This window comes from Streptomyces sp. NPDC050534, assembly GCF_044457745.1.
Lineage (GTDB): Bacteria > Actinomycetota > Actinomycetes > Streptomycetales > Streptomycetaceae > Streptomyces.
Map to the genome: position 1 here is coordinate 62,293 of NZ_JBITHF010000001.1, position 20,316 is coordinate 82,608.

Sequence of the window (20,316 nt, forward strand, 5' to 3'; positions counted from 1 at the left end):
TCACCCAGCGGGCGTGGTTCGTAAGGGACGTACTTTCAAGCGGGCGTACTTTCTCGAGGGCGAGGAGAAGCAGCAATGTCCACCACTGAGCAGCGGGTCGCGGTAGTCACCGGCGGAGCGCGCGGCATCGGCGCAGCCACCGCCGTACGGCTGGCCGCCGAGGGCCGCGCGGTCGCCGTGATCGACCTCGACGAGGCCGCTTGCAAGGACACCGTGGAGAAGATCACCGCGGCAGGCGGCAAGGCCCTCGCGGTCGGCGCCGACGTCTCCGACGAGGCGCAGGTCGAGGCCGCGATCGCGCGCGTGGCCGAGGAGCTCGGCGCGCCCACCATCCTGGTCAACAACGCGGGCGTGCTGCGCGACAACCTGCTGTTCAAGATGAGCGTCTCCGACTGGGACACCGTCATGAACGTCCACCTGCGCGGCGCCTTCCTGATGTCCAAGGCCTGCCAGAAGCACATGGTCGACGCGGGCTTCGGCCGGATCGTCAACCTGTCCTCGTCCTCGGCGCTCGGCAACCGCGGCCAGGTCAACTACTCGGCCGCCAAGGCCGGTCTGCAGGGCTTCACCAAGACCCTCGCCAAGGAGCTCGGCAAGTTCGGCGTCACCGCCAACGCCGTCGCCCCCGGCTTCATCGCCACCGAGATGACGAAGGCCACCGCCGACCGCGTCGGCATGGGCTTCGAGGACTTCAAGGCCGCGGCCGCCACCCAGATCCCGGTGGCCCGGGTCGGCGAGCCGGACGACATCGCCAACGCCATCGCCTTCTTCACCGGCGAGGCCGCCGGCTTCGTCTCCGGCCAGGTGCTGTACGTCGCCGGCGGACCGCTCGACTAGGAGAACTCCCAGCCATGACTGAACTGCCCGCACTCTCCGGCAAGGTCGCCCTCGTCACGGGCGCCAGCCGCGGCATCGGCTACGGCGTCGCCGAGGCGCTCGTCGCCCGCGGTGACCGCGTCGCCATCACCGGCCGTAACGAGGACGCACTGAAGGAGGCCGTCGACAAGCTCGGCGCCGAGCGCGTCATCGGCATCGCCGGCAAGGCGCACGACCTGGACCACCAGGCCGAGGCCGTCGAGCGGACGATGGAGGCCTTCGGCCGCCTCGACCACCTCGTCAACAACGCCGGGACCAACCCGGTGTTCGGCCCGATCGCCGACCTCGACCTGAACGTGGCCCGCAAGGTCTTCGAGACCAACGTGATTTCCGCGCTCGGCTTCGCGCAGAAGACCTGGCACGCCTGGCAGAAGGACAACGGCGGCGCCATCGTCAACATCGCCTCCGTCGCGGGCCTCGCGCCCTCGCCCTTCATCGCCGCCTACGGCGTCAGCAAGGCCGCACTGATCAACCTGACCCAGCAGCTGGCGCACGAGTTCGCGCCCAAGGTCCGGGTCAACGCGATCGCCCCGGCCGTGGTGAAGACCAAGTTCGCGCAGGCCCTGTACGAGGGCCGCGAGGAGGAGGCGGCCGCCGCCTACCCGCTGGCTCGGCTCGGCGTGCCGTCCGACATCGGCGGCGCCGCCGCGTTCCTCACCTCCGAGCAGTCCGACTGGATCACCGGCCAGACGCTCGTCGTCGACGGCGGCATCTTCCTGAACGCCGGCGTCGCCTGAGCGACCCGTTGCGACCGTAACGATCAGGCACCCGAGGGCGCCGTTTCCTTGACGGAAACGGCGCCCTTGTCATGGCACAAGGAGAGCACAGCCCCATGACAACGTCGTCATAAACAGCCTGATCAAGGGCCTCGTGCAAAGCGGGTTCAACCACCGGAGTGCTGCGGTATGGTCTGCCGACCCTTGGTACGGCAGATCGAGGAGCAAGCGCGTGTTCAACCGGAACCGAGGCCTGCGGAACATGGCGGCCATCGCGTCCATGTCGTCGCTGGTGGCCGGATGCGGCATCCTCTCGTCGGACTCCTCCGGCGACAAGGGCCCCATCGTCGTCGGGACGACCAGCGCACCCAGCACGCTGGACCCCGCCGCCTCCTGGGACCAGTCCTGGGAGCTCTTCCGCAACATCTACCAGACGCTCCTCAGCTACCCCTCCGGTGCGACCACGCCGCAGCCGGACGCGGCCGACCACTGCGGCTTCTCCGACAGCTCGAACCGGACCTACGAGTGCGAGCTGCGCGCGGGCCTGAGATTCTCCGACGGGCACACGCTCGACGCCCGGGCGGTCAAGTACTCGATCGACCGAATACGGAAGATCAACGTCAACGGCGGCCCCGCCGGCCTGCTCGGCAGCCTCGACCGGGTGCAGGTGACCAGCGACCTGAAGATCGTCTTCCACCTCAACAAGCCCGACGCCACCTTCCCCTTCGTGCTCGCGACGCCCGCCATGTCGATCGTGGACCCCGAGGAGTACCCGGCGGGCTCGCTGCGCAAGGACGACAAGGTCTACGGCTCCGGGCCGTACACGCTGCAGGCCTACGAGGACGGCAAGAAGGCGCAGCTCGCCAAGAACGGCAACTACAAGGGCTACGCCCAGCGCGAGAACAGCGCGGTGACCATCCGCTACTTCCAGGACTCGGCCACCATGGTCGCCGCGCTGAAGGACAAGGACATCGACGTCGCCTTCCGCGGTCTGAACGCCGACGACATCGTCAACCTCCAGAAGCACAACTCCGACGGCAGCCTGCAGATCAACGAGGGCGCCGGCGTCGAGATCAACTACCTGGTGTTCAACCCGAAGGACCCCTGGGCCGCCAAGACCGCGGTCCGCAAGGCGGTCGCCCAGGTCGTCGACCGCGGGGCGATCGCGCACAAGGTCTACAAGGACACCGTGGAGCCGCTGTACTCCATGGTTCCGAAGGGCCTGACCGCGCACACCACCGACTTCTTCGACGACTTCGGCAGCCCGAGCGTCGCCAAGGCCCGCAAGTTCCTCACCGACGCGGGCATCACCCAGCGCGTCCCGCTCACCCTCTGGTACACCACCGACCGCTACGGCTCCTCCACCAAGCTGGAGTTCGCGGAGATCAAGCGCCAGCTGGAGGCGTCCGGGCTGTTCACGATCACGCTCAAGAGCCGCCCCTGGAAGACGTATGTGACGGGTTACCAGAAGGGCGAGTACCCGGTGTTCGGGCGCGGCTGGTTCCCCGACTTCCCCGACCCCGACAACTTCATCGCGCCGTTCGTCGGCAAGCAGAACGCGCTGGGCACGCCGTATCCCGCGCCCGAGATCACCGGTGTGCTGCTGCCCCGCTCCCGTGGTGAGAGCGACCGCGCCAACGTGGTCTCGGACTTCGAGCAGGCCCAGCAGATCCTGGTGAACGACGCCCGGCTGCTGCCGCTGTGGCAGGGCAAGCAGTACGTGGCCGCGAGCGACGACATCTCCGGGTCGGAGCAGGCGCTGGACCCGTCGACGATCATGCTGATGTGGGAACTGCACCGCAAGACCAGCTGGTAGGCGGAGGAGTTCGGGGAGTCGGCGCCGTTGTCAGTGCTCGCCTGTAGGTTCTGAGACCTGAAACGACCGCACGACATAAGGACGTTGACGTGACCGACATCTCCATGCTGCCCGAGTCCTGGCGCGGGGTTCTGGGCGACGAGCTGCAGCAGCCCTACTTCAAGGAGCTGACGGAGTTCGTCGAGGAGGAGCGGGCGCGGGGTCCCGTGCACCCTCCGCGCGAGGAGGTCTTCGCCGCGCTGGACGCCACTCCGTACGAGCGGGTGAAGGTCCTGATCCTCGGCCAGGACCCGTACCACGGCGAGGGGCAGGGGCACGGGCTGTGCTTCTCGGTCCGTCCCGGTGTGAAGACCCCGCCCTCCCTGCGCAACATCTACAAGGAGATGAAGGAGGAGCTCGGCCTGCCCGTCCCGGACAACGGCTATCTGATGCCGTGGGCCGAGCAGGGTGTGCTGCTGCTCAACGCGGTGCTCACGGTGCGCGGCGGCGAGGCCAACTCGCACAAGGGCCGCGGCTGGGAGAAGTTCACCGACGCGGTGATCCGCGCGGTCGCCGACCGCCCCGACCCGGCGGTCTTCGTGCTGTGGGGCAACTACGCCCAGAAGAAGCTCCCGCTGATCGACGAGACCCGGCATGTGGTGGTCAAGGGCGCGCATCCCTCGCCGCTGTCCGCGAAGAAGTTCTTCGGCTCCCGCCCGTTCACGCAGATCAACGAGGCGGTAGCGAGCCAGGGCCACCAGCCGATCGACTGGACGATCCCGAACCTGGGCTGAGGCGGCGGCACCGAGTCGCCGCGTAGCGCAACCTGAGCGCCGCCGGCCGGTTCTCCCGCGAACCGGCCCGGTGCCGCCTGAGCGGGATTGCCGCAGGCTGCGGTTAGCGTCGGTCAGGACAGCCGACCAGCCGGCGAGTGTACGGAGGACGCGGTGGCCCAGGGACAGGAGCAGACGGAAGCTGATGCCGTGATGACACGGATCGGGCAGGTCGTCATGCTGCACCACGCCGGCGACCGCGAGGAGGCCCGGCACCGCTTCCTCGAACTGTGGGCGGAGATCGGCGAGCACGGCGCCCCGCTGCACCGCTGCACCCTGGCCCACTACATGGCCGACACCCAGGACGACCCGGATGACGAACTGGCCTGGGACCTACGGGCGTTGACGGCGGCCGAGGAGCTCACCGGCGACCGCGCCGTGGCACACGAGGGCGCGCCCGCGGTACGCGCGCTCTACCCCTCGCTGCACCTGAACCTGGCGGCCGACTACCTCAAGCTGGGCCGCAACGGCGCCGCCCGCACCCATGTGCGGCGAGCCCGCGGCGCGGCCGGGTCGCTGGGCGACGACGGTTACGGGCAGGGCGTGCGGGCGGCCATCACCCGGTTGGAACTGCGGCTGGCGGAGGAGGGCCCGGACGGCGCCGCGTTCTGGGGGCCGCCGCGCCGGCGCCCCTAGGGCCTGTCGCCTACCACGGCCTCAACTGCCGTAGGTCTGCTCGCAGATGACGGCCTCCGGGCTGCCCTCCTGCCAGCCTCCGTACTGCCGGCCGAGGGCGCACACGTCCACGCCGCCCCGCAGGTCCGGGAGCTCGACGTGGGGCTGCCGGCGGCCCTCCGCGGGCGGATGCGCCGCACGCGGACGGGACGGCTGCCGAGGCGGGTGAGGGGTCGGCGGCCGCTGGGCCGATGCCGCGGCCGGCGGCTCTTCGTGCCGCGCCGGTGCCGTCGGTGCCGCGGACCGGGACGGGCCGATCATCTCCAGCGCCTCGCGGGCCGGCGCCTGCACGATCCGCGGTCCGGCCGCGCCGTCGGGGTGCGGAGCGGACGGCCGGGGCGGTGCCGGGGGCGGGCCGGGCGCGGGCGCGCGCGGGACGGTCACACAGCCGGTGAGGGCCGAGACGGCCACGGTGACCAGGAGTGTTGCAGTGGTCGTCGATCGATGCACCCGCGCAAGAATGTCGGTTCCGGCGGCCCGGAGGACGCCGGACGGCCGGAGGATGCCCCGCACGGGTGATCTCCGTGCCCGTACGGAGGCCGTGCACGCGGCCCGGGTGACGTCAGTCGCCCGTGGCACCGTCGATGCGCTCGCGGAGCAGGTCGGCATGGCCGTTGTGCCGCGCGTACTCCTCGATCATGTGGGTGTAGATCCAGCGCAGGTTGAACTGCTCGCCGGTGCGCCGGTGCCTGCCGACGGAGAGGTCGTCCAGGCCGAAGCGGGCGGCATGGCGGCGCGCGGCCTCGATCTCGGCCTGCCAGGTGGCGGACGCCTCCGCCCAGGTGTCCGTTTCGGTGAGACGGAACTCGCCGTCCGGATCGGCGTCGCTGTAGTAGATCGGCCCGGCCTTCTCGTCCGGCTCGTCCGCCAGGACGCGGCGGAACCAGCTGCGCTCCACCTCCGCCATGTGCCGCACCAGCCCCATGAGCGACAGCGTGGAGGGCTCCACCGAGGGGGTCCGGAGCTGTTCGTCGGTCAGGTCCTGGCACTTCCAGGCCAGGGTCTGGCGGTGGTACTCCAGCCAGCCCTCCAGCATGGTGCGTTCGTCGGCGGTGGTGGCGGGTTCACGGCGCTCGGTGGTCATGACCGCATCCTTTCCCGGCCGGCCTGCCCGCACCAGCGGATTTCACCGGCCGAGCATCCCGTCCAGCAGTTCCTGAAGGCCCGCCCGGACCTCTTGCAGACCTGGCACCTCGGCGCTGAACGACCCGGCCACGCAGGAGAACATCAGCCCGTCGGCCCAGGCCACCAACGACAGCGCGTGCCGGGCCGGATCGGCCGAGCCCATCGCGGTGACCATGCCGCTGAGCTGATCGCGGAAGCGGGCGCCGGCCGCGTCGAAGTAGGTGCGCAGCCCGGGGCGGCGGGTGGCCTCCAGGGCCAGTTCGTAGCGGGCGAGCGTCAGCTCACGGTTGCGGGTCAGGGCGCGGTGCGTGGCGACGGCCAGCGCGTCCACCAGGCCGGACGGCCCGGCCGCCGGGTCGGGCATCTCGTGCGGCGCCAGCACCCGCGCCTCGCGCTCGGCCAGCCGGCGCACCGCCAGCTCCAGCAGCGCCTGCCGGGTCCGTGCCACGTTCGACGTGGAGCCCTGGGGGAGCGCGGCCGCCTCGTCGACCGCCCGGTGGGTGAGCCCGCGCATCCCGCGCTCGGCGAGCAGGGCGAGCGCGGCGTCGGCGACGAGGTCGGCGCGGGAGGCGCCCGAGGTGCCCACGGAGGTGGAGGTCGGCATGGGGGCCAACCTACCCGCCGCACTACGTCTGTAGTACGGTCGAGCCGACGACACACTACATCTGTAGTAATCCCGGGGACGGGACACGAGGAGGAGCCATGGCACGGTCCGGGCGAGCCGTCGTGATCGGCGGCGGCATCGGCGGCCTGACCGCGGCGGCGGCGCTGCACCGGTGCGGCCTGCAGGTCACCGTGCTGGAGCGGGCGGCCTCCCTGGAACCGGTCGGCGCCGGCATCTCGCTGGCCCCCAACGCCCTGCGCGCCCTGGACGTCATCGGGATCGGCGACGAGATCCGCGACCTCGCGGCCTGGCAGGGCGACGGGGGGCTGCGCACCCCCGGCGGACGCTGGCTCTCCCGCTCCAGCGCCGACGCCGCGGCCGAGCGCTTCGGCGGTCCCCTCGTCCTGCTCCACCGGGCCACGCTCGTCGCCAGTCTCACCGCCCGCATCCCGCAGGACGCCATCCGTACGGCGGCCGGAGCGACCCTCGCCGACCCCGGCGACGCCGACCGGCCCGCCCGCGTGCGCACGCCCGACGGCGAGTGGGAGGCCGACCTCGTGGTGGCGGCGGACGGCATCCGTTCCGCCGTACGCCGCACGCTCTTCCCGGAACACCCCGGACCCGCGTACTCCGGCTTCACCACCTGGCGGGTCGTCGTCCCGGTGCCCGGCGCCGAGTTCACCCCGCACGAGACCTGGGGCAGGGGCAGCATCTGGGGCACGCAACCCCTCAAGGACGGCCGGGTCTACGCCTACGCCGCCGCCGTCGCACCGGCAGGCGAGCGGGCCCCGGACGACGAGAAGTCCGAACTGCTGCGCCGCTTCGGCGACTGGCACGACCCGATCCCCGCCGTCCTCGCCGCCACCCGGTCCGAGGACGTCCTGCGCCACGACGTCCACCACCTCGCCGAGCCGCTGCCCGCCTTCCACCGCGGCCGGGTCGCCCTGGTCGGCGACGCCGCGCACGCCATGCCGCCCATGCTCGGACAGGGCGGCAACCAGGCCGTCGAGGACGCCGTCGTCCTCGCCCACCACCACGAGGACCTCGCCGCCTACACGGCGGCCCGGCTGCCCCGCACGACCGCCGTCACACGGCAGTCCGTCAGGGCCGCTCGCCTGAACCTGATGAACGACCGCGCCGCGATCGCCCTCCGGAACACCGCGATCACCGCACTGTCCAAGGCAGTGCCCGGGCTCCTGCTCCGCGGCTTCGAACCGGTCGCCGGCTGGCGGCCGCCGCAGCAGCCGTATGCTTCCGGCATCACACCGGCAGGCAAGCGCTAGAGGAGACCACCCCGTGAAGGTCGGCTGCATCGGACTCGGCGACATCGCGCAGAAGGCCTACCTGCCGGTGCTCGGCGGCCTGGCCGGCGTCGAGCTGCATCTGCAGACCCGCACGCCGGCCACGCTCGACCGTGTCGGCGACAGCCTCCACCTCCCGGCGGACCACCGGCACTCCACGCTGGACGCGCTGCTCGCCCAGGACCTGGACGCCGCCTTCGTGCACGCCCCGACCGCCGTGCACCCGGAGATCGTGACGCGGCTCCTGGAAGCGGGCGTGCCGACCTACGTCGACAAGCCGCTCGCCTACGAACTCGCCGACTCCGAGCGGCTGGTGAGGCTCGCCGAGGAGCGCGGGGTCTCCCTCGCGGTCGGCTTCAACCGGCGTCACGCGCCCGGGTACGCGCAGTGCGCCGACCACCCGCGCGAGCTGATCCTCATGCAGAAGAACCGGATCGGGCTGCCCGAGGAGCCGCGCGCCATGATCCTCGACGACTTCATCCACGTCGTGGACACGCTGCGCTTCCTGGCGCCCGGGCCGGTCGACGACGTGACCGTGCGCGCCCGCGTCGAGGACGGCCTGCTGCACCACGTCGTACTCCAGCTGTCCGGGGACGGGTTCACCGCGCTGGGCGTGATGAACCGGCTCAGCGGTTCGGCGGAGGAGATCCTGGAGGTGTCCGGGCAGGACACCAAGCGCCAGGTGCTCAACCTCGCCGAGGTCGTCGACCACAAGGGCCAGCCGACGGTGCGGCGGCGCGGCGACTGGGTGCCCGTGGCCCGGCAGCGCGGCATCGAGCAGGCGGCGCTGGCCTTCCTCGACGCCGTGCGTGCGGGCAAGGTGCTCAGCGCCCGGGACGCGCTGGCGACTCACGAACTGTGCGAGCGGGTGGTACGCGCGGTTCAGGACCGGGCCGCCTGAACCGGACGGCCCGAGCGCCCTCGCTCGCGCACCACGCGGCGAGCACGAGCAGGGCGGCGTGCACCGGCCAGTCGCCGTAGCGGACGTACGGTGTGACGCCGTGGGCCAGCGGGACGTCGTACAGCTCCGAGCTGCTCGCGCCCGTGCCCAGCCACGAGCCGATCCGCTGCCCGCCGGGTCCGTACACCGCGGAGACGCCGGTCAGCGTCGCGTGCACCATGGGGCGGCCGGTCTCCGCGGCGCGCAGCGCGGCGATCGAGGCGTGCTGCTCCGGGGCCCAGCTGTGCTGGAACGTCGACGTCGCCGACTGCGCTATCAGCACCTCCGCGCCGTCCTGGGCCAGATGGCGGCTCATGTCGGGGAACGCCGACTCGAAGCAGACCATCGGGCCGACGCGCAGTCCGTGCCCGACGTTCATCACGACCTGTTCGGTGCCGCGCCTGCGGTCCTCGCCCGCCGCCTTGCCGACGGAGGTCGCCCAGCCGAGCGCCGAGCGGAACGGGATGTACTCGCCGAACGGCACCAGGCGCATCTTGTCGTAGCGGTCGCCGGTCGGGCCGTCCGGGCCGACGAGCACCGAGCTCTTGTAGATGCCGGGCTTGTCGGAGCGCCGGGCGTCCACGTTGACCAGGATGTCGGCCCCCGTCCTGCGGGAGAGCGCCGCGATCCGCCGCGCCAGGTCGGGCCGGTCCCCGAGGTCGAAGCCGACGCTGCTCTCGCCCCACACGATCAGGTCGACGTTCCGTCCGGTGAGCTCTCGGGTGAGCTGCTCCTCGCGGTCGAAGCGCTTGTCGCCGCTGGCCGTGCCGTCGATGACACCGGGCTGCACCACGGCGATCCGTACCCGGCCGTCCACGTCGGGGCGCGGGGACCACACCCAGGCCGCCGAGGTGGCCGCGGCCGTCGCGACGAGGCCCGCCACGGCCGGCATCCGCGACTCGCGCACCGAGACCAGCACGGCGGCCGAGACGTTGACGGCCACCACCAGGAAGCTGAGCAGCCACACGCCGCCGACCGAGGCGAGCCGCAGCGCGGGCTCCACCTGCCACTGGCTGGAGCCGAGCATGCCCCAGGGGCCGCCCAGGCCCTGCCAGGAGCGGACGAGTTCGACCGCCAGCCACCCCGAGGGCAGCACGACAAGGGCGGCCAGGCCCCGGCCCGGCCCCGGCGTCCCGCCCAGCAGGCGGCGCACCAGCCAGCCCCACGGGGCCCAGAGTGCGCCCAGCAGCACCGCGATCAGGAAGATGAACACGTGCAGGCTCGGCAGCAGCCAGTGGTGCACCGCCAGCAGATAGCCGAAGCCGCCGCACCAGCCGTCGTAGGCCGCCCGTTTCCCGGTCGGCGCCGAGCGGATCAGGACGATCAGGGGGACCAGGGCGACGTAGGCGAACCACCACAGCGACGGGGCGGGAAAAGCGAACACGGGCAGGGCGCCCGCCAGCGCGGCGACCGCCGAGCGGCGCCACGGGGAGGCGAGCCAGTGACCGAAGGACTTCATAGGGAGCCTCCCTACCCCGCAGGTGGCTCCAGTGTGCGTGGTTTCGCTGATCGTGGACAGAGGACCCGGGGTCAGCCGGCCGCGGGCGCCTCCTTCGGCTCCGGGAGGCGGCGCCATTTCTCCTGGACGACGACCTCGGTCAGCCGCCAGCCGTCGTGGGTGCGCAGCAGGGCGAAGGCGTACCGGCCGCCGCACACGAAGTCGGGGGTGGCGGAGCTCGCGCCGTCCGCCGTGAACCGCATCGGATTGACGTAGTCGGCCCGCACGCGCGCGATGTCGCCGGTGTCCTGGTCCAGGGTCTCGAACCGCACCCGGCGGTTGACGATCAGATGCTGCCGCATCGGGAACAGGCGCATGCTCTCGGCGAGCCAGGAGGCCACCTTCCCGGCGCTTCCCTCGATGCCGCCGGCCGATCGGTAGTCGGCCCGCCCCTCGGGCGTGAACAGCTTCCGGTACGCCTCCCAGTCGCCGTCGTCCACGGCCGCCGCGTAGTCGGTGACGACTTCGTCGACGGCCAGCCGGTCCATCACGGTCGCGAGCTCCACGCGCTGGGTCATCGGCTCAGTGTTGGGCATGGGGCGTGCCGGGCCAAGGGGGTGCGCGGCACCAACACAACTTCCGTGCCCGCGCGCCCGACATGGCGAACTCCTGCGGCAGAACGTCGTCATGCCGCTTCGATGACGTCCCTGCGGATCGCGGCCGCCCACTCGACGACCAACAGCTCGTACTCCGCGCGCTCCTGGGCCGACAACGTACCGCCCGCGCGCATCCACAGCGCGCGGATCTGCTCGTTCACCTCGGCAGCCGACCGTAAGCGTACGGAACCAGGGGTGGTCATGGAGTCGGGGGACATGCCGACAAGCGTAGGGGGAAGGACTGACAGTGCGCTACCGGACGGCTACCGAAGCCGTATGTGATGGGTCACGGATTTTTTCCGAACCCGCGGCCTGGATCTCGAACCGGCCCTTTCCGCAAGGGAGTTGAGCGCTCAGTCCGCCGACTCCGCCGCGTGCGGGCTCAGTACGCCGGCCGTGACCAGGGCGATGATGACGACGCCGAGGGCGACGCGGTACCAGACGAAGGGCATGAAGCTCTTGGTCGAGATCCACTTCATGAACCAGGCGATGACGGCGTAGCCGGACGCGAAGGCGATCACCGTCGCGAACAGGGTCGGGCCCCACGAGACATGGTCGCTCTCCATCGCGTCCTTCAGCTCGAACAGGCCGGACGCCAGCACCGCGGGAATGGCGAGCAGGAAGGAGTAACGGGCCGCGGACTCCCGCTTGTAGCCCATGAACAGGCCGCCGCTGATGGTCGCGCCGGAGCGGGAGACGCCGGGGACGAGGGCGGCCGACTGGCACAGGCCGAAGATCAGGCCGTCCTTCACGCCGAGGTTCTCAAGTGCCTTGCGCTGCTTGGGCGCCCGGTGCCGGCCGCCCGTCTCGTCGCGCGCCGCCAGCCGGTCGGCGACGCCGATGACGAGACCGACCACGATCAGCATCGTCGCGGTGATCCGCAGATCGCGGAACGGACCCTCGATCTGGTCCTTGAACAGCAGCCCGAGCACGCCGATCGGGATCGAGCCGACGATCACCAGCCAGCCCGTCTGCGCGTCGTGGTTCTTGCGCATCTCCTTGCTGGTGAGCGAGCGCGCCCACGCCGAGACGATCCGCCCGATGTCCTTGCGGAAGTAGATCAGCACGGCCGACTCGGTGCCGATCTGCGTGATCGCCGTGAAGGCCGCGCCCGGGTCCTTCCAGCCGGAGAAGGCGGCGGTCAGCCGCAGATGCGCGCTGGAGGAGACGGGGAGGAACTCGGTAAGCCCCTGGACGAGTCCGAGGACGAGGGATTCAAACCAAGACATGAAGTTACGGAGTCCAAGTGCTGATCGCGGAAGGGCGCAGGGCGCACCGCACCACCGGGCGCGGTGATCACGGGCAGCGTAGCCTCCCCAAGTGACGTGCCCGGCACAGGGGTTCGGCGGGGGTCAGGCCGCCGTCGGGCCCGTGACCGTCCACCCCTCGGCCTGCGGATGGGCGGTCAGGTCCTCGTGCCGGACCGCCTCGCCGCAGTCCCGGCAGGTGACGACGGGGACGAGTTCATGGCCGCAGACGTGCTCGATCACCATGGGGCGGCCGTCCTCCGCGCGGAGATGCCTGTCGCCCCACTCCATCAGGGTCATCAGGACCGGCTCCAGGTCGAGCCCCGCCCGGGTCGGCCGGTACTCGAAGCGCTGCGGCCGTTCGCTGTAGACGCGCTTGGTCAGGACGCCGGCGTCGACGAGGCGGCGCAGGCGGGTGGCCAGGATGTCGCGCGGGGCGCCGATGTTGCGCACCAGCTGGTCGAAGCGGCCGTTGCCCAGGCACACCTCCCGCAGCACCAGCAGCGAGTACTTCTCGCCGACGAGCGCCAGGGTGTCGGCGATGGAGCAGGGGCGCGGATCTTTCGGGGCGGCCATGAGGCCCAGTCTAGAGGGAGGGTTTGATTTTCCAACCCACAGGGCTATGGTGAGTTTGGATTTCCTACTCACCGGTAGTCGCCCACTGCTCGTCATGGAGGCCCGCACATGCGTGACGCAGTCATCGTCGAAGCCGTACGCACCCCGATAGGCAAGGGCAAGCCTGGCGGCGCCCTCGCGCACGTCCACCCCGTCGAACTCCTCGCCCACACCCTGCGCACCCTGGTGGACCGCTCCGGCGTCGACCCCGCGCTGATCGACGACGTCATCGGCGGCACCGTCGACCAGGTCGGCGAGCAGGCCATGAACACCACCCGCTACGCCCTGCTGTCGGCGGGCTTCCCGGAGACCGTCCCGGCGACCACCGTGGACCGCCAGTGCGGCTCCTCCCAGCAGGCCGTGCACTTCGCGGCGCAGGGGGTCATGTCGGGTGCGTACGACCTGGTCGTGGCCTGTGGCGTGGAGTCGATGAGCCGGGTGCCGATGTGGTCGAACGTGCCGCCCGGCAAGGACCCCTTCGGCCCCGGTGTCGCCGAGCGCTATCCGGAGGGCCTGGTCCCGCAGGGCATCAGCGCCGAGCTCATCGCCGCGAAGTGGTCGATCTCCCGCGAGCAGATGGACACGTTCGCGGTCTCCTCGCACCAGAAGGCCGCCGCGGCCTGGGAGCAGGGCCTCTTCGACGCCGAGGTCGCGCCCCTGGAGGGCGTCACGCGTGACGAGTGCGTACGGCCGGGCAGCACCACCGAGATCCTCGCCGGCCTCCGGCCCGCCTACCACGACCCTGCGTTCGCCGAGCGGTTCCCGCAGATCGAGTGGAACGTCACCGCGGGCAACGCGAGCCCCGTCAACGACGGCGCCTCCGCGGTGCTCATCACCTCGAGCGAGACCGCGGCCCGCCTCGGCCTGCGCCCGCTCGCGCGGCTGCACAGCTTCGCCGTCACCGGCTCCGACCCGCTGCTGATGCTCACGGGCGTCGTGCCGGCGACCGAGAAGGTGCTCCGCAAGGCCCGGCTGAGCCTCGGCGACATCGACCTGTTCGAGGTCAACGAGGCGTTCGCCAGCGTCGTGCTCACCTGGCAGCAGGAGACGGGAGCCGATCTCGCCAAGGTCAACGTGCACGGCGGCGCCATCGCCCTCGGCCATCCGCTCGGGGCCAGCGGCGCGCGTCTGACGACCACCCTCGTGCACGCCATGCGCGCGCGTGGCGCCCGCTACGCCCTGCAGACGATGTGCGAGGCGGGCGGACTGGCCAACGCGATGATCCTGGAGAGCGTGTAGGCGGAGCTTTCCATCCGCACGCGCCCGCCGTACGTGCTCTCCGCCCTACTGCCCGCGCAGATGGTGACGCTTGCGCCAGGCCACCACGGCGGCGATCAGAGCCGGTACGGCGATGAGTGCCATGGCGATCAGGAAGGCGGGGGACGTCGGCGACGAGGCACGGGCGCCGGCGACGGCGTAGGCGGCGGTGTTCGGGACGGAGCCGAGCGCCGTCGCGAGCAGGAAGGGGACCCAGCCCATGCGGGAGACGGCGGCGCAGTAGTTCGCGGCCCAGAACGGCACTCCGGGGAAGAGCCGGACCGCCATCATCGAGCGGAAGCCGTGCCGGCTCAGCTGCCCGTCCGCGGACTTGAGCAGCCGGCCCCGCAGCAGCGGGCGCAGCGCGTCCTGCCCGAGCAGACGGCCCAGGCCGAAGGCGATCCCGGCGCCGAGCACCGTGCCGGTCAGGGCCGCCCCGGTGCCGAGCTGGGAGCCGAAGAGCGCGCCCGCGCCGAGGTTCAGCAGCGGCCGCGGCACGAACGCCACGCTGCACAGTCCGTACGCCGCGGCGAAGATCACGGCCGCCGCGGCCCCGCCGAACTGCGGCGGCCAGCCGTGCGCCAGCAGCCGCTGCGGCTCGTAGAGCAGCACGGTGCTCGCGGCGGCCGCCAGCAGGACGACGAGCAGGGACAACCGCGACCACGGGGAGCGAAGCACGCGCATGACGCGCGTGCTCGGCCCCGGCGGTGCGGGTACGGCGACGGCGAGCTCCGTGGCGGTGGCCCGGGGAGAGGCCGTGGCGGTGCCCCCAGAGCGGGTGGTGGCATCGAGCATCCAGTGACACTAACCGACGAATATCCGTGACCGCCGTATGGTTCGTCTCATGAGCGTCACAGGGGTGGTCGGCGCGCATGTGCCGTCCAGCACACTCGCCGACACCGTGCTGGAGCGGCTCACCGCCACGTACACCGGCGCGGCCGACCCGGAGCGGGCCGGTCCGATGCGCGCGTACATGAAGGACGTGGCCCCCTTCCTCGGCCTCACCACGCCCGCGCGCCGCGCCCTGTCCCGCGCCGTCGTGGCGGGACTGCCCCGCCCCACCGAGGCCGACTGCACGGCGATCGCCCTGCGCTGCTGGCAGTTGCCCGAGCGCGAGTACCACTACTTCGCCGTCGACTACCTGCGCCGCCACGCGCGCGTGTGCACCTCCGGTTTCCTGCCGGTGGCCCGGCACCTCGTCTCGACCGTCTCCTGGTGGGACACGGTCGATCTCCTCGCCGCGCATGTCGTGGGCGCGCTGGTGGCGGCCGATCCGGCCCTGAAGGCGGACATGGACGCCTGGATCGTGGACGACGACCTGTGGGTGGCCCGCACCGCCCTGCTGCATCAGCTGCGCTACAAGGAACGCACCGACACGGAGCGCCTCTTCACCTACTGCCTGCGGCAGTCCGGCCACTCCGACTTCTTCATCCGCAAGGCCATCGGCTGGTGTCTGCGCGAGTACGCCAAGACCGACCCCGAGGCCGTACGCACGTTCCTGGCGCGGGAGCGGGGGCGGTTCGCGCCGCTGTCGGTGCGGGAGGCGCTGAAGAACATCGGGGCCTGAGCGCCGCGCGCCCGAACCGGCGCGGGGTGAAAGGGCAGCAGGGGAAAACCATTAGACGCCCGACCACCGGTCGGCGATGATCGGCGTCATGTTCCGGTACGCCTTCCACCTCGCAGCATCCGCGGTCGCGGATGCCACGAAGGCTGCCGTCTCCCTTCTCGTCGCCGCAGTCGACGGCGCCCGAAGCTGACCCTCTCCGGATCGTCCGGCGGACCCCGCAGGGGGAGGGTCGGCAAGTCCTTGGGGTCCTGATCTCTCCTACGAAGAGGCTTCGAGGTATCGCCATGCCCAAGACGGCATACGTGCGCACCAAACCGCATCTGAACATCGGCACCATGGGCCACGTCGACCACGGCAAGACCACCCTGACCGCCGCCATCACCAAGGTGCTGGCCGAGCGCGGCACCGGCACGTTCGTGCCGTTCGACCGTATCGACCGCGCCCCGGAGGAGGCCGCTCGCGGCATCACCATCAACATCGCGCACGTCGAGTACGAGACGGACACCCGGCACTACGCGCACGTGGACATGCCGGGCCACGCCGACTACGTCAAGAACATGGTCACCGGAGCCGCGCAGCTCGACGGGGCGATCCTCGTCGTCTCCGCCCTCGACGGGATCATGCCGCAGACGGCCGAACACGTCCTGCTCGCCCGGCAGGTGGGCGTGAACCACATCGTCGTCGCGCTCAACAAGGCGGACGCCGGTGACGAGGAGCTCACCGACCTGGTCGAGCTGGAGGTCCGCGAACTGCTCACCGCGCAGGGCTACGGCGGCGACTCCGTACCCGTCGTACGCGTCTCCGGGCTGAAGGCCCTGGAGGGCGACCCGCGCTGGACGGCGTCCATCGAGGCGCTGCTCGACGCCGTGGACACGTATGTGCCCATGCCCGAGCGGTACTTGGACGCGCCGTTCCTGCTGCCGGTGGAGAACGTGCTCACCATCACCGGCCGGGGGACCGTGGTGACGGGCGCCGTCGAGCGGGGTGTCGTCCGCGTGGGCGACCGGGTCGAAGTGCTCGGCGCCGGGCTGGAGAGCGTCGTCACCGGCCTGGAGACCTTCGGCAAGCCCATGGAGGAGGCGCAGGCCGGGGACAACGTGGCGCTGCTGCTGCGCGGCGTGCCGCGGGACGCGGTGCGGCGCGGGCACGTCGTGGCCGCGCCGGGGAGTGTCGTGCCCGGCCGGCGGTTCTCGGCGCAGGTGTACGTCCTGTCCGCGCGCGAAGGCGGTCGTACGACGCCGGTGTCCACCGGCTATCGACCGCAGTTCTACATCCGTACCGCGGACGTGGTCGGCGACGTCGACCTCGGTGCGGCGGCGGTCGTGCGGCCCGGGGAGACGGTCACCATGGCCGTCGAGCTGGGGCGGGCGGTTCCGTTGGAGCCCGGGCTCGGTTTCGCCATCCGTGAGGGCGGGCGGACTGTGGGAGCGGGAACCGTGACCGCCGTGGAGTGAGGTCGAGGTGGGGGACCGCGGGCCGGCTGTGGCCGGTCGCGCGGTCCTCCGCCCCCTTAGGGGCGTGGCGGGATCGGGTGTCCCGAACGGCAGCACAATGGAACCGTGACCGAGCCCATACCTGTGACCAGGAACGTCGACTTCGGCGTTGCCAAGCTCATGCCCGACGTCGACCGCGAGCGTGCCTGGCTGCTCACGGTCGACGGGGCGCCTCAGTCGTACGTGGACCTCGACGCCCCGCAGCACCTGGAGTTCGAGTACGCGCGGCGGCTCGGGCACGTGCTGGACACCGTCGCGGAGCCGGGAAGCCCGCTGGACGTGCTGCACCTCGGCGGGGGCGGGCTCACCCTGCCGCGGTATCTGGCCGCGACCAGGCCCGGCTCACGGCAGGACGTCGTCGAGGCGGACCGCGCCCTGCTGGAGATGGTCGTGGAGCACCTGCCGCTGCCCGGCGGTGCCGGCATCACCCTGCACACCGCCGACGCCCGCGCCTGGCTGGAGGCGGCCCCCGCGGACTGCGCGGACGTGCTCGTCGCCGACGTCTTCGGCGGCTCCCGCGTCCCGGCACACCTCACCTCGGTCGCCTACGCCCGCGCGGCCGAGCGGGTGCTGCGCTACGACGGCGTCTACCTGGCCAACCTCGCCGACGCCGCGCCCTTCGCCTTCCTCCGCTCCCAACTGGCCACCTTCGCCGTGGTGTTCGAGGAGCTGGTGCTGATCGCCGAGCCGGCCGTCCTGCGCGGCCGCCGTTTCGGCAACGCGATCCTCGTCGCCGCCCACCACCCGGTCGACATCCCCGCCCTGGCCCGCCTCATGGCCGCGGACGCCTTCCCCGCGCGCGTCGAACACGGGCCGGGCGTCAAGCACTTCATCGCCGACGCCCGTGCGGTACGGGACGAGGAGGCGGTGCCGTCACCCAACCCGCCCGACGGGGCGTTCGGCGTCGGCTGAGGCGCTGTTCGCGCAGAAGTAGTTGATACAGCCATCGATCTGCTGCATACCAACCGCTCAGTTTGGCCAGAGTCTGGTGCAGGTCCATACCTGCTGGATACTGTGCGCTCGCCCCCCGCTTCCCTTCGGTCCCGTATGGGTCCATGAGTCACATGAGGAGAAACGGGATGTCGGATCCGTTCCCGTACGGGGAGTACCAGGCGCACCGGCCGGGGGCGCCGTACCGCCCCCCGTCCGACTTCTCCTCTTCCGACGTCATGTACGCGTGGCAGCCGCAACAGGGGTACGACGCCGGGACGGCATCGCCTCAGGCGGGGCCCGGCCGCCACAGCGACCTGCGCGTCCTGCGCAGTGCGTACCGCACCCAGCGGCGCGTGGCGACGTTCACGGCGCTCGGATACTTCACGCTCTTTCTGTTGCTGTCGGCGTTCGCACCGTCGCTGATGGCGGGCACCGTCTCGGGCGGCCTGTCCACGGGGCTGCTTCTCGGGCTGCTCCAGGTACCCGTGACCTGCCTGTCGGTCGGGCTGTACGAGCACACGGCGCGCCGCAGGGTCGACCCGATCGTGGACCGCATGCGCAAGCGGGCCGAGCTGGACGCGCAGCGGGGAGCGGCGGCGTGAGCGGCTTCAGCAGTTCCACGCAGGCGATGTCTCTGGTGGCGTTCACGACGATCGCCACGATCATCCTGCTGCTGTGCGTGATGACCGGACCCGACGGTGACGACCTCGACGAGTTCTACACCGGGTACGGGTCGCTGTCGCCGATGCGCAACGGCCTTGCCATCGCCGGGGATTACATTTCCGCGGCGACCGTCCTGTCCACGGGCGGGGTCATCGCGCTCGACGGGTACGACGGCGTCGTCCTGGCGCTGAGCATCGCCCTCTCCCTCATGCTGCTGATGTTCCTGCTGGCCGAACCGTTGCGCAACGCGGGCCGGTTCACCATGGGGGACGTGCTTGCGCGGCGGATGCCCGGACGCAAGGTGCGCATCGCCGCGTGCCTGGCGACGATCGCGGCCCTGCTGCCGATGATGCTCATCCAACTCGCCGGCACCGGTGATCTGCTGGCGTTCATCCTCGGCTTCTCCAGTGACTCGCTGAAGACCGGATGCATCGTCGGAATCGGCGCACTGATGATCAGTTACGCGACGATCGGCGGCATGAAGGGCACGGCCCTCATCCAGGTCCTGAAGATCGTGATGCTGTTCGGCTCCGGCGCGGTCGTGGCCGCGCTGATTCTGCGCCAGTTCGACTGGGACCTGGGCAAGCTGTTCTCCGCCGCGGCAGCGCACAGCGGCGTGGGGTCGGCGTTCCTGCACTCCGGTCTTGAGTTCGCCGGTGGCCCCAGCCCCCGCCTCGACATGATCAGCTCGGAGCTCACCGTCGTCCTCGGGGGCGCCTGCCTGCCGCACGTCACCATGCGCATGTACACCGCGAACAGCGCGCGTCAGGTGCGCCGGTCGATGTCCTGGGCTGTGTCGTGCGTCGCACTCTTCATGCTGATCTGCACGGTCGTCAGCATCGGGGCGACGGCGCTGATCGGGCGCGAGACGATCACCAGCGCCGACCCGACGGGCAGAACCGCGTATCTGCTGGGCTCGCGAGCCGCGTTCGGGGCGAACGTGGCGGCATCCGAGACGTTCCTCTTCACCATGGTCACCACGGCGCTCTTCCTCACCCTGCTCGCATCGGTAGCCAGCATGATCCTGGCCTGTGCCAACACCCTCGCGCACGACCTGCTCGCACAGGGTGGAAAGGAGACGACTCCCCGCCGCGAGATGGCCCTCGCCCGGCTCTCCGCGCTGGTGGTGGGCGCCCTCACCATCCTGCTGGCCACCCTCGTCCAACACCACAATCTGCAGCCGCTGGCCCTGCTGTCGGCCTCCCTCGGCGCATCCGCGCTCGCGCCGGCACTGGTCTACAGCCTCTTCTGGCGCCGCTACACCCGCATGGGTCTGCTGTGGACTCTGATCGGCGGCACGCTCGTCACCCTCGTCCTCATGACCGGCAGCAACCTGGTCTCCGGCTCCCCTTTCTCCGCCTTCCCGCACTCCGATTTCAACTGGTTCCCCTTCACCACCACCGGCCTGGTCTCCATACCCGTGGGCTTCGCGCTCGGCTGGACAGGGACAAAGATCTCCGGGCGACGGAAGGCGGAGGAACAGCGTCGGCAGTACGAGGCGGTCGAAGCGTGGATTCTCGCCGGGGCGGTGCGCCGAGGAAACTGAATCGAGCGGGCCGCAGTTGCGGCCCGCTCACATAGG

At 71.2% G+C, this 20,316-nt stretch carries 22 protein-coding genes; 13 read left to right on the forward strand and 9 right to left on the reverse strand.

Annotated elements, in window-relative coordinates; all coding sequences use genetic code 11:
- Positions 1 to 75: 75 nt before the first annotated feature.
- The 5 genes from fabG (at position 76) to ACIBN2_RS00325 (ending at position 4,856) form a co-directional block, all read left to right on the forward strand.
- Positions 76 to 837 (forward strand): 3-oxoacyl-ACP reductase FabG, encoded by a 762-nt coding sequence (gene fabG / locus ACIBN2_RS00305; RefSeq protein ID WP_399131764.1) that lies wholly within the window; start codon positions 76 to 78, stop codon positions 835 to 837.
- Positions 838 to 851: 14 nt separating this feature from the next.
- Entirely contained in the window at positions 852 to 1,613 is a 762-nt protein-coding gene (locus ACIBN2_RS00310; RefSeq protein WP_399131765.1) for an SDR family oxidoreductase, read from the forward strand.
- Between the two features lie 211 nt (positions 1,614 to 1,824).
- Positions 1,825 to 3,408, forward strand: coding sequence for an ABC transporter substrate-binding protein (locus ACIBN2_RS00315; RefSeq protein WP_399131767.1), 1,584 nt, complete (start codon positions 1,825 to 1,827; stop codon positions 3,406 to 3,408).
- An 89-nt stretch (positions 3,409 to 3,497) separates the two neighbouring features.
- A complete protein-coding gene (locus ACIBN2_RS00320) occupies positions 3,498 to 4,181 on the forward strand; it encodes a uracil-DNA glycosylase (protein WP_399131768.1) in 684 nt (227 codons plus the stop codon).
- A 153-nt stretch (positions 4,182 to 4,334) separates the two neighbouring features.
- A complete protein-coding gene (locus tag ACIBN2_RS00325; protein WP_399131769.1) occupies positions 4,335 to 4,856 on the forward strand; it encodes a hypothetical protein in 522 nt (173 codons plus the stop codon).
- 21 nt (positions 4,857 to 4,877) lie between these two features.
- Here ACIBN2_RS00325 and ACIBN2_RS00330 read toward each other — a convergent pair whose 3' ends face one another.
- The 3 genes from ACIBN2_RS00330 to ACIBN2_RS00340 all read right to left on the reverse strand — a co-directional run bounded on the left by ACIBN2_RS00330 (position 4,878) and on the right by ACIBN2_RS00340 (position 6,624).
- On the reverse strand, positions 4,878 to 5,345 hold the full coding sequence (locus tag ACIBN2_RS00330) for a hypothetical protein (protein ID WP_399131770.1): 468 nt from the start codon (positions 5,343 to 5,345) through the stop codon (positions 4,878 to 4,880).
- A 112-nt stretch (positions 5,346 to 5,457) separates the two neighbouring features.
- Entirely contained in the window at positions 5,458 to 5,979 is a 522-nt protein-coding gene (locus ACIBN2_RS00335; protein ID WP_399131772.1) for a DinB family protein, read from the reverse strand.
- A gap of 42 nt (positions 5,980 to 6,021) precedes the next feature.
- Positions 6,022 to 6,624 (reverse strand): TetR/AcrR family transcriptional regulator, encoded by a 603-nt coding sequence (locus tag ACIBN2_RS00340; protein WP_399131773.1) that lies wholly within the window; start codon positions 6,622 to 6,624, stop codon positions 6,022 to 6,024.
- Positions 6,625 to 6,722: 98 nt separating this feature from the next.
- Between ACIBN2_RS00340 and ACIBN2_RS00345 the strand changes: the two genes are divergently transcribed.
- Together ACIBN2_RS00345 and ACIBN2_RS00350 are read left to right on the forward strand one after the other, a co-directional pair.
- Positions 6,723 to 7,907, forward strand: coding sequence for an FAD-dependent monooxygenase (locus ACIBN2_RS00345; protein ID WP_399131774.1), 1,185 nt, complete (start codon positions 6,723 to 6,725; stop codon positions 7,905 to 7,907).
- Positions 7,908 to 7,920: 13 nt separating this feature from the next.
- A complete protein-coding gene (locus tag ACIBN2_RS00350; protein WP_399131775.1) occupies positions 7,921 to 8,826 on the forward strand; it encodes a Gfo/Idh/MocA family protein in 906 nt (301 codons plus the stop codon).
- Here ACIBN2_RS00350 and lnt read toward each other — a convergent pair.
- The 5 genes from lnt to ACIBN2_RS00375 all read right to left on the reverse strand — a co-directional run bounded on the left by lnt (position 8,750) and on the right by ACIBN2_RS00375 (position 12,782).
- Positions 8,750 to 10,324: an apolipoprotein N-acyltransferase gene (gene lnt, locus ACIBN2_RS00355; protein ID WP_399131776.1), complete on the reverse strand. Its 1,575-nt coding sequence runs from the start codon at positions 10,322 to 10,324 to the stop codon at positions 8,750 to 8,752. The two genes, ACIBN2_RS00350 and lnt, sit on opposite strands and share 77 nt — an antisense overlap.
- A 71-nt stretch (positions 10,325 to 10,395) precedes the next feature.
- The gene (locus ACIBN2_RS00360; RefSeq protein WP_399131777.1) at positions 10,396 to 10,881 is read right to left on the reverse strand and encodes a nuclear transport factor 2 family protein; all 486 of its coding nucleotides are present in this window, start codon (positions 10,879 to 10,881) and stop codon (positions 10,396 to 10,398) included.
- A 107-nt stretch (positions 10,882 to 10,988) separates the two neighbouring features.
- Positions 10,989 to 11,177, reverse strand: a complete 189-nt coding sequence (locus ACIBN2_RS00365) for a hypothetical protein (protein ID WP_399131778.1) — start codon at positions 11,175 to 11,177, stop codon at positions 10,989 to 10,991.
- 135 nt (positions 11,178 to 11,312) lie between these two features.
- Positions 11,313 to 12,188 (reverse strand): undecaprenyl-diphosphate phosphatase, encoded by an 876-nt coding sequence (locus tag ACIBN2_RS00370; RefSeq protein WP_399131779.1) that lies wholly within the window; start codon positions 12,186 to 12,188, stop codon positions 11,313 to 11,315.
- 123 nt (positions 12,189 to 12,311) lie between these two features.
- Positions 12,312 to 12,782, reverse strand: a complete 471-nt coding sequence (locus ACIBN2_RS00375; protein ID WP_399131780.1) for a winged helix-turn-helix transcriptional regulator — start codon at positions 12,780 to 12,782, stop codon at positions 12,312 to 12,314.
- A 108-nt stretch (positions 12,783 to 12,890) separates the two neighbouring features.
- On the opposite strand from ACIBN2_RS00375, the gene ACIBN2_RS00380 reads away from it, so the two are divergent.
- Complete coding sequence (locus ACIBN2_RS00380; protein WP_399131781.1) at positions 12,891 to 14,060, forward strand: thiolase family protein; 1,170 nt, start codon at positions 12,891 to 12,893, stop codon at positions 14,058 to 14,060.
- Between the two features lie 45 nt (positions 14,061 to 14,105).
- On the opposite strand, the gene ACIBN2_RS00385 is transcribed toward ACIBN2_RS00380, so the two are convergent.
- Entirely contained in the window at positions 14,106 to 14,873 is a 768-nt protein-coding gene (locus ACIBN2_RS00385; RefSeq protein WP_399131782.1) for a TVP38/TMEM64 family protein, read from the reverse strand.
- A 49-nt stretch (positions 14,874 to 14,922) separates the two neighbouring features.
- Between ACIBN2_RS00385 and ACIBN2_RS00390 the strand changes: the two genes are divergently transcribed.
- The 5 genes from ACIBN2_RS00390 (at position 14,923) to ACIBN2_RS00410 (ending at position 20,280) form a co-directional block, all read left to right on the forward strand.
- Complete coding sequence (locus ACIBN2_RS00390) at positions 14,923 to 15,645, forward strand: DNA alkylation repair protein (RefSeq protein ID WP_399131783.1); 723 nt, start codon at positions 14,923 to 14,925, stop codon at positions 15,643 to 15,645.
- 284 nt (positions 15,646 to 15,929) lie between these two features.
- Entirely contained in the window at positions 15,930 to 17,099 is a 1,170-nt protein-coding gene (gene tuf / locus ACIBN2_RS00395) for an elongation factor Tu (RefSeq protein WP_399131784.1), read from the forward strand.
- 159 nt (positions 17,100 to 17,258) lie between these two features.
- Positions 17,259 to 18,050, forward strand: coding sequence for a spermidine synthase (locus ACIBN2_RS00400; protein WP_399132848.1), 792 nt, complete (start codon positions 17,259 to 17,261; stop codon positions 18,048 to 18,050).
- A gap of 167 nt (positions 18,051 to 18,217) precedes the next feature.
- Positions 18,218 to 18,673, forward strand: a complete 456-nt coding sequence (locus ACIBN2_RS00405; protein WP_399131785.1) for a DUF485 domain-containing protein — start codon at positions 18,218 to 18,220, stop codon at positions 18,671 to 18,673.
- 26 nt (positions 18,674 to 18,699) lie between these two features.
- Positions 18,700 to 20,280, forward strand: a complete 1,581-nt coding sequence (locus ACIBN2_RS00410; protein WP_399132849.1) for a cation acetate symporter — start codon at positions 18,700 to 18,702, stop codon at positions 20,278 to 20,280.
- The last annotated feature ends 36 nt before the right edge of the window (positions 20,281 to 20,316 follow it).

Bases quoted from the DNA above. Each gene is read 5' to 3' on its own strand.
- fabG (WP_399131764.1), top strand. From the start codon at position 76: ATGTCCACCACTGAGCAGCGGGTCGCGGTAGTCACCGGCGGAGCGCGC.
- ACIBN2_RS00310 (WP_399131765.1), top strand. From the start codon at position 852: ATGACTGAACTGCCCGCACTCTCCGGCAAGGTCGCCCTCGTCACGGGC.
- ACIBN2_RS00335 (WP_399131772.1), bottom strand. From the start codon at position 5,979: ATGACCACCGAGCGCCGTGAACCCGCCACCACCGCCGACGAACGCACC.
- ACIBN2_RS00340 (WP_399131773.1), bottom strand. From the start codon at position 6,624: ATGCCGACCTCCACCTCCGTGGGCACCTCGGGCGCCTCCCGCGCCGAC.
- ACIBN2_RS00345 (WP_399131774.1), top strand. From the start codon at position 6,723: ATGGCACGGTCCGGGCGAGCCGTCGTGATCGGCGGCGGCATCGGCGGC.
- lnt (WP_399131776.1), bottom strand. From the start codon at position 10,324: ATGAAGTCCTTCGGTCACTGGCTCGCCTCCCCGTGGCGCCGCTCGGCG.
- ACIBN2_RS00360 (WP_399131777.1), bottom strand. From the start codon at position 10,881: ATGACCCAGCGCGTGGAGCTCGCGACCGTGATGGACCGGCTGGCCGTC.
- ACIBN2_RS00365 (WP_399131778.1), bottom strand. From the start codon at position 11,177: ATGTCCCCCGACTCCATGACCACCCCTGGTTCCGTACGCTTACGGTCG.
- ACIBN2_RS00370 (WP_399131779.1), bottom strand. From the start codon at position 12,188: ATGTCTTGGTTTGAATCCCTCGTCCTCGGACTCGTCCAGGGGCTTACC.
- ACIBN2_RS00375 (WP_399131780.1), bottom strand. From the start codon at position 12,782: ATGGCCGCCCCGAAAGATCCGCGCCCCTGCTCCATCGCCGACACCCTG.
- ACIBN2_RS00380 (WP_399131781.1), top strand. From the start codon at position 12,891: ATGCGTGACGCAGTCATCGTCGAAGCCGTACGCACCCCGATAGGCAAG.
- ACIBN2_RS00385 (WP_399131782.1), bottom strand. From the start codon at position 14,873: ATGCTCGATGCCACCACCCGCTCTGGGGGCACCGCCACGGCCTCTCCC.
- ACIBN2_RS00390 (WP_399131783.1), top strand. From the start codon at position 14,923: ATGAGCGTCACAGGGGTGGTCGGCGCGCATGTGCCGTCCAGCACACTC.
- tuf (WP_399131784.1), top strand. From the start codon at position 15,930: ATGCCCAAGACGGCATACGTGCGCACCAAACCGCATCTGAACATCGGC.
- ACIBN2_RS00400 (WP_399132848.1), top strand. From the start codon at position 17,259: ATGCCCGACGTCGACCGCGAGCGTGCCTGGCTGCTCACGGTCGACGGG.
- ACIBN2_RS00405 (WP_399131785.1), top strand. From the start codon at position 18,218: ATGTCGGATCCGTTCCCGTACGGGGAGTACCAGGCGCACCGGCCGGGG.
- ACIBN2_RS00410 (WP_399132849.1), top strand. From the start codon at position 18,700: ATGTCTCTGGTGGCGTTCACGACGATCGCCACGATCATCCTGCTGCTG.